Source organism: Synechococcus lacustris str. Tous (assembly GCF_003011125.1).
In the GTDB taxonomy this organism is placed as follows: Bacteria; Cyanobacteriota; Cyanobacteriia; order PCC-6307; family Cyanobiaceae; genus Synechococcus_D; species Synechococcus_D lacustris.
Genome location: NZ_PXVC01000062.1, coordinates 1 through 11,838, shown reverse-complemented (window position 1 = coordinate 11,838; position 11,838 = coordinate 1). Strand labels below are relative to the sequence as shown.

Genomic DNA, 11,838 nt, shown 5'->3' with positions numbered 1-11,838 from the left:
CAGCATTTAATTAACTAATAAAATTACATAAACTGTAATTCTGTTTCACTATTGGGGATGGTTTGTATGATTACCATCTGTCGAAAGGCATTTTTTAAGGTCTGAAGCCAGCAAACTTTGCTTTTCGAGGTTCCATTAGAAATCTGCAACTATCGCGTAGGAGAGAAAAAGCTCAAGAGCTGGTGCAGTTCCACTAGTTCACTGCTATTGGTTTGAAGATTTTTTAGTTGCAGCTGGCCGCTACTGGCTTCCGCTTCTCCGATCAGCAAAGCCAAAGGGGCAGCTGATTTCAGCGCCCGTTTCATTTGTTTTGCAAAACCTGCCCCGCTGTGATCAAGTTCCACCCGATGGCCCTTTTGGCGTAATTCGCGCGCTGCATTTATTGCGATAGCTTCTGCTTTTTCGCCTTGGCTTATTACGTATAAATCAGGGGCCGCAGCTGTTGTGCTGCTTTGATTTTGCATTAATAAAACCAAACGTTCTAAACCCATCGCCCACCCGATGCAGGCAGTTGGTGCACCCCCAAGCTGTTCCACTAAGCCGTTATACCTACCGCCTCCACATACGGTGGCCTGGGCACCAAGGGCACTACTTGTGATTTCAAAGGCGGTGTGGCCGTAGTAATCAAGGCCGCGCACCAGGCGTGGATTTAATTGATATGGAATCTGCAAGGCAGTTAAACCCTGCTGCACCTGCTCAAACCGCTCCAGGCTTTCGGGGCATAGGGCAGCTAATAAATCTGGTGCGGTTTTTAATAATTCCTGGGTATTTGGATTTTTGGAATCCAAGATTCGTAATGGATTTGTTTGTAAACGTTCTTGGGAATCGGGATCCAGCTGGTTTTGATGTTGCTCTAGCCAATTCACCAATTGATTGCGGTAATTAAGGCGATCTTCTTTACTGCCAAGGGAATTCAGTTCTAATTTGAGCTCTTTTAAACCCAAATCCATTAATAAATCCCAGGCAATCACTATTGCTTCCACATCACTGCGGGGTTCGTTGAAACCTAAAAATTCAAGCCCCAGCTGATGGAATTGACGCATCCTTCCAGCTTGTGGCCGTTCATAGCGAAACATCGCTCCGCTATACCAAAGCTTTTGCGGGCCTTGGCTTAAGAGTCCGTTTTGGATTGCAGCGCGCACCACCCCAGCAGTGCCTTCTGGCCTCAAAGTGCAGCTGCGCTCACCACGATCAATAAACGTATACATCTCCTTACCCACCACATCAGTGGCAGCGCCAATACCACGGGCAAACAACTCAGTTGCTTCTAGCAATGGGGTGCGGATTTCAGCTACGCATGCCCTACGCATATGTTCGCGACCTATCGCTTCTAGCTGCTGCCAGCCATTGATGCCCATTGGCAATTGATCTGCCATCCCCCGCAGGGTTTGCAATTGATTCACTTGCATTTAGGTCCTTGGGTTATTGGATCTAGGTGCAGTAGTAAAGCCTGCTGCTGGCCTGGAGGTGGCTGGGGCGCTTCCTGCAGCCACTGGCCATGGGCAGCAAGGGCCAATGAATTTTTTGGTTGCCTCAGCGTTATAGGTTTTGCATTTGAACGCAGCAACACTGGAACAAGCTCCGTTGTACATAAACCAGCCACCGGCTGATGCCATTGCATGGCTGGGGCAAGCTCTGCGGTAGCAGAACCAAGCACCTTACGAAAAAAACTACGCCATTCGCTCGGCAATGGCAGCAATGGATTTGCACTGGCCTGCCAGCGGGCCCTTTCCACCAGAGCAGCTGGCGGCATAGTTGGTTCATTAAGTGAATCGAGGCTAAGAACACCACCCAATGCCTCTGCACCACTAGGTGGGCCATCTGCAAGCAATTGATTGGCTGGCATCGGCGCTTGATTTGCCTGGAAATTTGTGGGCGAAGGCTTAATTAAGCTATTAAAACTTCTTGGCTTTTGAATAGATTTCTGCTTTAATTCAACGGAAGAAAGGGGTTTTATAGGTTCAACATATAGTGGCAAAGGGGGAAGCGGAACAAGCACTGGTTGCTTAATTGGGCCGGATTTAAAATCCTCAAACATTGCTTGATTAAGCTTCGCATGAGGAAAGAAAAGCAAAGCAAGCCAAATAAAAACTGCCGAGAACAATAACCAACGAATCACGGTTTCAAACTATTGAGTAAAGCTAGCTGCTGAGGCAGAGGATTAGTGCCAGGGTGCACCTGTTGCATATAATCCAACGCGGCTAAGGGCGAAATTCCTTTGCGTTGTAGCAAAATTGCCATGCACACCAGGGGGGAACGTTCAACTGCTGCCACACAGTGCACGTATAGGGGTGGCGCATTAAATAGGGCCTGTTCAGCTAAAACTAAAGCTTGCTGCAATTCAGAGATAGTGGGGGCCCTACCGCTGCGGTGGTCGGGCAAAACAAAATTCAAATAGTTAAATTTATTTTGAAGCTCAACAATCAGCCCAGGCTCTTGATTGCTTACTTCAGCAGGAGCACACAGGCTGAGTATTGATCTGAAACCAGCATTACTGAGGCGGTCGATGTGTCTATGGGCCCTAGGTGCAGGGCCAACAGCTAATAAACCATTTAATATCCAGCTAAAATGAAATCGAACGGATGGTTTAACGAGAGCTTTATTCATTGCAACAAAATAAATTAATTGGTGCCTAGCAATCTGATCAACGTAAATATACTCGCAAGGCTTGTTAAGGGGCCGCCAACGGCGTTAATGGCATCTGCAGTGGTGCCATAAATACTGCGATTAACCACTACGGTGTCACCATCTCGCAGAGGGGGGTTTGATGATCTTGAAACACCCTGGCTATAATTAACAGAAAAAACCTGGCGGGTTGCTGTTCCATCGCGATTGATGCGAACTAATTCAACATTGCTTTTATTGGCCCTGAAATTACTTGGTCCGCCAGCAGCCAAAACAGCTTGTACTAGGGGTGTGTTAGCGGGCAATTCCAGTTTGCCAGGAGTTTTAACTTCTCCCACAACAAACACACGAATTTGTTTAGGAGAAAGATTATTAGCTGCCAGTTCAATCGCTTCAGCGTCTGGTGTTTCGGCCCTGCCAATACGAATGCTATCGCCATCAAAAAGTAGGGGATTTTGTTTCTGATCCCCCTGCCGAACAAGGGCGAGTAGATCAAAACGAGCTTCCTTAAGTGAACCTTCAGCTCCAGGCAATTTGCGCTGGATACTTACTTTGCTCAGATCAGCATTATAGGTAATTCCACCTGCCTTTTGAATGGCATCAACAAGAGTTGGCAAGCCACTCACGTTAACTGCTTGGCTAGACCCTGTGGTGCTAACTGTTTCACTTGTAGTTAGGGAATACAAACCAGGACGTTCAATCTCGCCAACTAATGCCACACGGATTGGCCTAGGCCGCACCACCTTTAGCTGTAGATCCGGGCGCAGGAGTTGCTTACCGTAGAGTTGGGTTAGGTAGTTGGTAGCCTGATTAAGGGTTAAACCTGATAAACGCACACTACCCAGAAGAGCAAGCGAACTGCTGCCATCGTTTAAGATTTCAAGGATGCCCGAAAGCTCGGGAGCATCCAAAAGTTTAAGTTCAACCTGATCCCCAGCCCCGAGGATGTAGGAATCAAATTGAGGTAAAGATGCAGCTTTAAATATGGGAGCAGCTTGCGCCAGCTGAAGGGTTGTAGCGAGGAGTAGTGAAAACAAAATTCCCCAACAATTAGAAAGAAAAATTAAACAGGGACGGTGCTTTAACCGCCACGCCTGATCATACTTGTATGGTGCGCTACAGTTAGGATAATGTGCCAGTAAGAAAGCTGTGTCAAATTTAATTCCTGCCCCAGGGCATTCGCCAATTCTGGCAAGTTCAATTCAGCCCGTGCAGGTTCGGGAACTGAACAACACAGCAGTCGGCGATGAAATCGATCTAAGGGAACTTTGGAGAGCGCTAAAAAGGCGCAAACGAGTGGTGGGCGCCACATTTGTTGCAATTTTAATACTTAGCGGCTGCTACACCGCCTACCAAAGAATATTTAGACCTGTATATGAAGGTAGTTTTCAGCTCCTGATTACCGATCCAATTAGTGATGAGAACAGGGGTGCCACAGGTGGTGGAGAAATAGTAAGTAATTCAATGATTGAATCCCTTGCTAGGAACAGCACAAAAAGTGATACACCAACGTTAATAGAAGTATTACGCAGCCCTATGCTGCTTTCTGCAATAGCCTCACGTTTTGATACAACAACTGCAGCTTTATCTAACCAAATAACAATAAAAACTGGCGGCAGCAAACAGATGGAAGCCGAAGGAGTTTTAACTGTAACCCTAACTGATAGAGAGCCGGCGAGGGCCAGTGAAATTTTGAAAGCCCTAAAAACAGATTATCTTGGTTATTCATTAAAACAACGCCAGCAGCGGCTCAATGATGGTTTGCGTTTTCTTGATCGCCAAGCACCGGCCCTACAAGCAAAAACAGGTGAATTACAAGCTCAGGTAGCTTTGTTTCGTCAAAAAAACAATCAGCTATTACCAACGGAAGAAGGTGCCGCGCAAAAACTAAAGATAGCTGGCATTGAAGATCAATTAAGGCTTCTACAAGTTGAAGAATTGCGCCTACTAAGCATGCGTAAATCAATCGAGGCTGGCCGGTTAACAGCTCGCAGTTTTCAAGATAATGCTGGTGGATCAAGCGGAACCGGTGGAGCTAATCAAGGCGTAAACGTTACCGTTGCCAATCCTTCACTGCTGGAGCAACTTACTAAAGTTGAGGAGCAATTAGCAGAAGCGAGGGCAAAATTTAGAGCTGAATCACCAACAGTTCGCAGTTTAACAGCCCGAAGAGACCAACTCCTACCACTACTTAAAGGCAAAGAGCTAGATGCTGTTGATGCCGCCTTAGCAATGAATAATACTAAAATTGCAGCAGTGCAAAATCAAGAAAAAACGCTCACTCGCGAATTTCAAAAGCAACCACAACTTATCAAGCAATATGAAGCCTTAAACCAAAAATTGAGCATTGCGCAAGAAAATCTAGCCGGATTTATTAAAGCCCGAGAAAATTTTCAACTTGAAATAGCGCAGCGAACCGTGCCATGGCAGGTTATCGCCCCGGCTGAAATAAATCCAAATCCAGTAAAACCAAGCATCCCGCGTAACTTAGCCCTTGGCGCAGTATTGGGATTAGTTGCAGGTGCAGCCGCTGGTTTATTGCGGGATCGCATGGACCATGTATTTCATCATCCAGGGGAAGTACAACAGGAATTACAACTACCCCTATTGGGACACATCCCCCACGTTGAATTCTTTGCTGGTGTGCGTGAAGAAAAACGATTTCTGCTTGAAGAATTAGATAGCCTTGGCAGCGCCAATGATAAAAGCACAACCGCCACTGATGCCCAAGCAAGAAATGCTGAATTCACTGGCTATCAACGCTTTTTTTATCAGGAAGCTTTTCGTAATTTATTCTCGAGTTTGAGATTCCTTAACAGTGATCGCCCCATACGCAGCATCGCTATCACCAGTTCACTGCCAACGGAAGGGAAAACCTTAGTAAATATTCTTCTCGCAAAAACTATTAGTGAAATGGGTCAACGAGTTTTATTGATAGATGCTGATCTTAGGAAGCCACAATTACATCACCGTTTAGGTCAAGATAATATTCAGGGATTGAGTAATCTACTTACAGATGATGGTAATCTGCATTGGCGCCAAGCGATTCAGCCTGTTAAAGGCAGAGATAACTGGTCGGTAATCACCGCCGGAAGGAGGCCGCCAGATCCAGCCCGATTATTGAGCAGCCACAGGATGGGTGCTTTGATAAATGATTTAGCAAATAGCGGCGAATTCGATCTTATTATTTATGATACACCTCCAGTATTAGGTTTAGCCGATGCAATGTTAGTTGCTGAACATCTAGATGGAATAATATTACTTGTTAGCTTAGCTCGTGTTGACAGAGGCTTACCTAAGGAATCAATCCAGCGCATCTGCACAGCTGGAGCACCTTTACTAGGTATTGTTACCAATGCTGTTAAAAAAGAAAGCCGCTCTGCCTCTGCTTACGGTTACGGTTACGGTTACGGTTACGGTTACGGTTACGGTTACGGTTACGGTTACGGTAAGTATGGCTATGGAGCCTATGATGCTGGCCATGATTATAATTATTACGCAAATGATGATTCAAATATCTCTGGCGCAAAAGTTGCCGAGGATGAATCAAGCGTTAATGGTAAGAATGGTCAGCAAACTGCCACCAGCCTAAAGCGTAAAATTATGGGTTGGCTTGATGGATAAGATCAAGGCTTGGCTGATATTCGGGCACGATGCGGGCCAAAAGCAATTTGGCTGCTTGATCATCTTGGCTTGCAATTATGGAGTTTAATTGCAGCAAGAGCTGATCTAATTGATCGGCAGCCATAAATTGCTCCCTTGCTTGGCGAATTAAGGGGTGTGATGTTTCTTGATCATTGGCATTGATCAGTAGTTCTTCATAGAGCTTTTCACCGGGCCTAAGGCCCGTGAATTGCAATTCGATTTCACCATTTGGATTGTTTGCATCTTTCACACTACAGCCAGAAAGTTGAATCATTTGACGCGCCAAATCAGCAATCCTTACCGGTTCACCCATATCAAGCACAAAAACCTCACCGCCCCTTGCCATGGCACTTGCTTGCAACACCAATTGCACCGCTTCTGGGATCGTCATAAAAAAGCGGGTAATTTCAGGATCGGTAACAGTTACGGGGCCACCAGCGGCAATTTGCTGACGAAATAGGGGCACCACAGATCCGGAGGAACCGAGCACATTACCAAAACGCACCATTGAACATTTAGGGCCATGGCCGCAATCATTAATTTGAGCTGCCGCATTTTGCAGCAACATTTCACAAGCTCGCTTGCTGGCACCCATGGCATTGGTTGGCCTAACGGCCTTATCGGTGGAGATCAATGTGAAGCGTTCAAGGCCGCAATTACGGGCAGCGGCAAGCGCAGCAGTGGTGCTGCCTAAATTATTAGCCAAAGCAGCACAAACATTCGCTTCAACCAATGGCACATGCTTATAGGCAGCCGCATGGATTAGGCCATCCACTCCATGGTTACGGCAAAGGTTTTCAAGTATTGTTTGATCGGCTGCATCAGCAAGCACCGGCAGCAATAACTGGGTATTTGATGCTTGAGTATTTGATGGATTAGTGTTTACTGAAGTATTAATAAGTTGAATTAGTTCTTGATGGATTGTGTATAGAGCATATTCAGAGCGATCAAGCAGTAATAATTTATGGGCACCTAAAGCAAGCACTTGGCGGCATAGTTCACTGCCGATGCTGCCACCTGCGCCGGTGATAAGGATTGTTTTATCTTTTACGGCTGCTTCCAATAAACCATTTATAGGTGTTGATGGTTCACGGCCAAGTAAGTCTTCAATGGCCACTGTTCGCAATTCACTTACCCGAAGCCGGCCACTGGCTAAATCAGCTAAAGAGGGCATCGTTAGCACTTCAAGGCCCATGGCACGGAACCTGGTGGCTAATTCCCGCCTACGGCTACGCACAGCCGATGGCAAGGCCAATAACACCTGTTTGATACCGTGGTTAATGATTAGTTCTGGTATTAATTCAGGGTTATGAACTTCTAGCCGTTGCAAACGCCTGTACCAAAGGGCGGGGTCGTCGTCTACGGCAGCAACAACATTAAAACGGGCGTCAAGTTGTAATTCCTGCAGCAGGCGATGGCCTGCTTCCCCAGCGCCATAGATCAAGGTTGCTATGCCGGTTGGCGTTGCCCCCTGGAGCAATTGCTGTAAACGTTCAAGGCGTAGCCGCAATAAATCGCGGGCCAAAATGCGGCTCACAATCAAGCCAGCGGTAATCAAACCCCAAAACAACAACCAAAAAGAACGGGGGGGTTGAATAAAACCAAACAAGGATGTGTATGCAAATAGCAAAACAACAATCAGGCCAGTGCGAGGTAGCAAGCCGTATAAGGAAAAGCTACCGGTGGTGCGGGTTAAACCTCGATACCAACGGCTTAAAACAAGTGTGGCTAATCCCAAAAGCCAGAGGGGCAGCAGCAAAGGCAAAGCTTGCTGAAACTGAAGCGGCCAGAGTTGATTTAGGCGCAAGGCAAAGGCACCCCAAAAGCCAATTAGCAATACAAATGCATCACAGCTAAGCATTAATAAACGCCTAGGGATCAAAGTGCGATCCGCCCTTAAGGATCTGAGCCGCACCTTAAAAACACCAGGAACAAGAAAATTTCTTACCATGGCTTGCAATATATAACGGTTGGTAGCAGCAGCGGTTTTTTAATTGAAAGATGCAGATTTTGCATAAAACCCCAGTATGGGCCATTTCAAGAGTGTAAATTGAATTGAGATTAAGAAGATCTTCAACAATTGCTTGGCTTACCCATATTAACTAAATTAAACCTGGATGCTGATGAGCTAGGTCAGCGGTTGCAATGGCTTGTTTTTAATGATGCCTCATCACTACATCAAGCGCGTGTATGTGAGCAATCAATAATTGCTGTTGAACTTGGTGATTGTGGCCGTGACCAACTACAACAACTCAAGCAACGCCTGCAGCTACTGCAGCTAAAGCCAATCGGAATAATTATCAGTTAGTCCATAGCACTGGTTTGATTGTAATAGTATACCGATAGCGGCATACGCAAAGCAAATAAAAATTTTATTCCGCGCGCTCTATTCCGTTAACCCCAAGGGCACACCATATATGGTGTGTGAAAAGCCAAGCTGAATAGGGTGTGGGGAATGGATTAATAAACAAATCGCCCCAAGCCACAGCTTGGGCATTCAGCTGGTAACGGCATACGCACAACCTGCCAGCGGTGCTCACGAGGCCACAGGCCTGAGCACCGCGGCAGGAAAAGGAAGTTCAAGCAAACCCGCCGTATTCCTCCAGCAGCGGTTGAGCTGATGGCGGAGGTGAGAAGAAGGGAACGCCATCAAACCTGGGAACTGTTTTGCAACAGGCGCACCAACTTGCGGCGCTGGTGGTTTTGGCCACCAAAAAACACGGCCAGCACCTGGACTTCCCGCTGCTCAGCGCGGGGTTGAAACCAATAAACAGCAGGATCCAGAGCCAGGTGGCGAAGGCCAGGCAGGAGATCATCGTGTGATTCTCCACGCAGGGGAGCTGAGTAGCACCAATTGGTCAAGAGCCCCCACCAGCGAGTTCGGTGGCAATCAGCTGTAGGAATCTTCTGTGGAGGGAGGTGGGGTCGAGCCAGACAAGTGCTCCCGCTCGAAGCGCTCGAGCCTGGAGTTGATCTGCGCGAGCCGCGCGTTCTCGCTCTCGAGCCGTTGCAGCCTCTGCTCGATCGCGTAGCACTCCACGTCGACGTCGATCGTTGGATGCCAATTGAGCTTCTGCAATAGCCGTCGCCACGGCGGCAGCGATGCAAGGAATTCCTGCTTGCTGCGGTAGATCGAAGGAAGCGGCTCCAAGGATGTCGACATGGTCGTAACTCGTGAGCAGGGTGATCAGGGCAAGGAGCAGGCCGGCAAAAACCGTGATCCAGCCTTGACGGTCAAATCCCAAAACCACTGTAGCCAGCCCAAACCCTACACATGATAGTACAGGCACACTAGCAGGATATCCGTGGAATCACGGGTGGCCCGCCGCGCGGCCTGAAGCCCTAAACCCCACAATCCACCCGTTTGCGGGCCGGCCACATCACATTCCAGCGGCGTGCTCAAACCTGGGAACTGTTTTGCAACAGGCGCACCAACATGCGGCGCTGGTGGATTTGGCCACCAAAAACCACGGCCAGCAGCTGGATTTCCCGCTGCTCAGCACGATCCAAAGCCAGGCAACGAAGGCCTCCGCCAGCGGTTACCAAAGCTTTGGCATAGGCATGCTGATCTTCTCGGAGAGTAAATGAACTCTTGATAACCACTTGAGCACCGTCCACACGCCCCCCCAAGTGGGCCTGAGTAGCACCAATCAGAAGAGTGCATAACTGTTAGAGCCTGCTCCCAGTTAGAAGAGAAGTGGCTAATCCAGCTGAATGGTTTTTAATCTAATTCCGGCTTCAGGCCAAGTGCCTTTGCAGCACGGTGCATCGCATGATCAAAGCCAGCCAGCCTGAGCTTCATCCCAAGGGCGCTGTGAGTTTCGGTAATCAGCCAGTCGCTGCTGGGCTTCCCCCGTTTTTGTGGACAGTTGCTTAGGAAGCCTGCTCATTAATAATACTGCCTTTTAGTGCCCGATTTTCGTAGTCAATCGGACTTAGGTAGTCGTTGCTTGAATGTCGTCTATTTAGATTGTAATATTCCTCAATCCAACTCGTAGTTTCACTTTGCAATTGCAATGGTGTTAGCAGAATTTTACTATTATCATCTAGATTGTTTTCTAATTTATAGGTAGAAAAGAAGCTTTCCATTGCCGCATTATCCCAGCAGTTGCCCTTGCGAGACATGCTGCAGTTGATTTTATTCTTTATTAATAGTTTCTGATATTTACTTCCAGTATATTGACTACCTTGATCGGTATGAACAACTAATTTACTTGGATTTATTCTTCTTAAAATTAAAGCCCTATTTAATGCTTTTGTTACTAATTCTGCTTCCATATTACTTCCAATTTTCCAGCCTATAATTCGCCTTGAATATAAATCCATCCATACAGCAAGATAACGCCAGCCTTCTGTGGTGCGGATGCAGGTAATATCACCGCACCAGTATCGGTTTGGTTCTGTTGGATTAAATTTACGCAACAAGATATTTGTTGCAATTTTATTTCCTTCTTCTTGTTTTGGGCAACACCTAAAACGTCTGCGCTGCAGTGCCTGTATGCCTTGCCGCTTCATTAGCCTCTCAACCCGTTTGCGGCCTATATGGCGGCCGTTACCACGTAGTTCCTGATGAATACGTGGCGATCCATAGCGGCTGCGATGGGTTTTAAATACCACCTCAATATCTGCGGCAATTTCGTCATCTTGTTTAGCTCGTTTACCTGGGTTGCTTTGTCTTTGCAGCCAGCTGTAATAACCGCTACGGGCTACCTGCAGTTTTTTCACTAACCAAAGCACTGGAAAGCGATCTTGCAATTGCTGAATTAACCGAAACCTTTCTGCGGCAGCTGATCTTTTGCAAAATGCGCTGCCGCCAGCTTGAAAAAATCTTTCTCTCTCCGTAATTCACGAATTTCCTTTCGGAGTTTAATTAGTTCATCTCGTTCACTTGTATTTAGCAAGCCACGATCAACAGGTAGTGCTTCTCCTTGATCAATGCGATATTGCCGCAACCAACGGGAAAGGATGCTTGGATGCAAGCCAAGCCGTTGAGCTGCTTTAGCGCAAGAAAGGTTTTCCTTTAGGCAGAAATCAATAGCCTCTGCTTTTTGTTCATCGCTGTAACGGCGTGGCGTAGAAGGGGCATTCATTGTGATCATTGGTTTTCATGGGGTCAGTGTAAAAGCAACTCTCTAAACACTGTCCTTGAAAACGGGGGAGGCTCAGAATCAGCCTGGCGATTGGTGGACCCCAGGCGCACGAAAACACCCTGCTCGGGGCCTTGCTTGATCAGGTGATGGGGGCGCTGGCTACTGGGGAACACCTCCACCAGCAGCAGGTTCAGATCGGCATGGGCCACGAGTTCCACATTCGGCACCAGGCGCGGTGCGATGCCATCGGCGATCAGGTTGCAGAGCTGCTCCTCGGACTGCAACGGCTCTTGCAGGCCGATCACCTCTCGGCTGGCATCGGCCACTCCGATCAAAACCACCCCACCGGCACTGTTGGCGAAGGCCACCAGGGTCTTGAGAAGGTTCAGGGGTGAGGAGAGATCGCGCTTGCACTCGAAGGTCTTGCCCTCGGGAGTGGTGAGCAACTCGTTAATGGATCTCTGCATCACCATTAGTC

13 protein-coding genes are annotated in these 11,838 nt (G+C 47.6%); 2 read left to right on the top strand and 11 right to left on the bottom strand.

What is annotated here, in order from left to right; translation table 11 throughout:
* Positions 1–149: 149 nt before the first annotated feature.
* From hisS to C7K08_RS10565, 4 genes are all read right to left on the bottom strand, one after another.
* Positions 150–1,403: a histidine--tRNA ligase gene (gene hisS, locus C7K08_RS10580; RefSeq protein ID WP_106500584.1), complete on the bottom strand. Its 1,254-nt coding sequence runs from the start codon at positions 1,401–1,403 to the stop codon at positions 150–152.
* The gene (locus tag C7K08_RS15230) at positions 1,400–1,846 is read right to left on the bottom strand and encodes a hypothetical protein (protein ID WP_133165224.1); all 447 of its coding nucleotides are present in this window, start codon (positions 1,844–1,846) and stop codon (positions 1,400–1,402) included. Before C7K08_RS15230 ends, hisS begins: the two co-directional genes overlap by 4 nt.
* A gap of 269 nt (positions 1,847–2,115) precedes the next feature.
* Complete coding sequence (locus tag C7K08_RS10570; RefSeq protein ID WP_106500579.1) at positions 2,116–2,607, bottom strand: protein-tyrosine phosphatase family protein; 492 nt, start codon at positions 2,605–2,607, stop codon at positions 2,116–2,118.
* A gap of 14 nt (positions 2,608–2,621) precedes the next feature.
* On the bottom strand, positions 2,622–3,662 hold the full coding sequence (locus C7K08_RS10565) for an SLBB domain-containing protein (protein WP_241537208.1): 1,041 nt from the start codon (positions 3,660–3,662) through the stop codon (positions 2,622–2,624).
* Between the two features lie 112 nt (positions 3,663–3,774).
* Between C7K08_RS10565 and C7K08_RS10560 the strand changes: the two genes are divergently transcribed.
* The gene (locus C7K08_RS10560) at positions 3,775–6,249 is read left to right on the top strand and encodes a GumC family protein (protein ID WP_106500578.1); all 2,475 of its coding nucleotides are present in this window, start codon (positions 3,775–3,777) and stop codon (positions 6,247–6,249) included.
* Here C7K08_RS10560 and C7K08_RS10555 read toward each other — a convergent pair.
* Positions 6,227–8,185, bottom strand: coding sequence for a polysaccharide biosynthesis protein (locus C7K08_RS10555; protein ID WP_241537207.1), 1,959 nt, complete (start codon positions 8,183–8,185; stop codon positions 6,227–6,229). The two genes, C7K08_RS10560 and C7K08_RS10555, sit on opposite strands and share 23 nt — an antisense overlap.
* A 165-nt stretch (positions 8,186–8,350) precedes the next feature.
* Here C7K08_RS10555 and C7K08_RS10550 point away from each other — a divergent pair, with 165 nt between their 5' ends.
* On the top strand, positions 8,351–8,578 hold the full coding sequence (locus C7K08_RS10550) for a hypothetical protein (protein ID WP_106500577.1): 228 nt from the start codon (positions 8,351–8,353) through the stop codon (positions 8,576–8,578).
* A gap of 341 nt (positions 8,579–8,919) precedes the next feature.
* On the opposite strand, the gene C7K08_RS10545 is transcribed toward C7K08_RS10550, so the two are convergent.
* The 6 genes from C7K08_RS10545 to C7K08_RS10520 all read right to left on the bottom strand — a co-directional run.
* The gene (locus C7K08_RS10545; protein WP_193464831.1) at positions 8,920–9,132 is read right to left on the bottom strand and encodes a type II toxin-antitoxin system RelE/ParE family toxin; all 213 of its coding nucleotides are present in this window, start codon (positions 9,130–9,132) and stop codon (positions 8,920–8,922) included.
* Entirely contained in the window at positions 9,129–9,521 is a 393-nt protein-coding gene (locus tag C7K08_RS10540) for a hypothetical protein (protein WP_106500576.1), read from the bottom strand. Before C7K08_RS10540 ends, C7K08_RS10545 begins: the two co-directional genes overlap by 4 nt.
* 148 nt (positions 9,522–9,669) lie before the next feature.
* Positions 9,670–9,888 carry a hypothetical protein gene (locus tag C7K08_RS16080; RefSeq protein ID WP_193464830.1) on the bottom strand — a complete coding sequence of 73 codons (219 nt, stop codon included), beginning with the start codon at positions 9,886–9,888 and terminating at the stop codon, positions 9,670–9,672.
* A 255-nt stretch (positions 9,889–10,143) separates the two neighbouring features.
* On the bottom strand, positions 10,144–11,025 hold the full coding sequence (locus tag C7K08_RS10530) for an IS3 family transposase (RefSeq protein ID WP_241537206.1): 882 nt from the start codon (positions 11,023–11,025) through the stop codon (positions 10,144–10,146).
* Between the two features lie 8 nt (positions 11,026–11,033).
* On the bottom strand, positions 11,034–11,360 hold the full coding sequence (locus C7K08_RS10525) for a transposase (RefSeq protein WP_206603840.1): 327 nt from the start codon (positions 11,358–11,360) through the stop codon (positions 11,034–11,036).
* A 23-nt stretch (positions 11,361–11,383) separates the two neighbouring features.
* The coding region (locus C7K08_RS10520; protein ID WP_241537205.1) for an AlbA family DNA-binding domain-containing protein at positions 11,384–11,838 on the bottom strand (455 nt) is incomplete at its 5' end.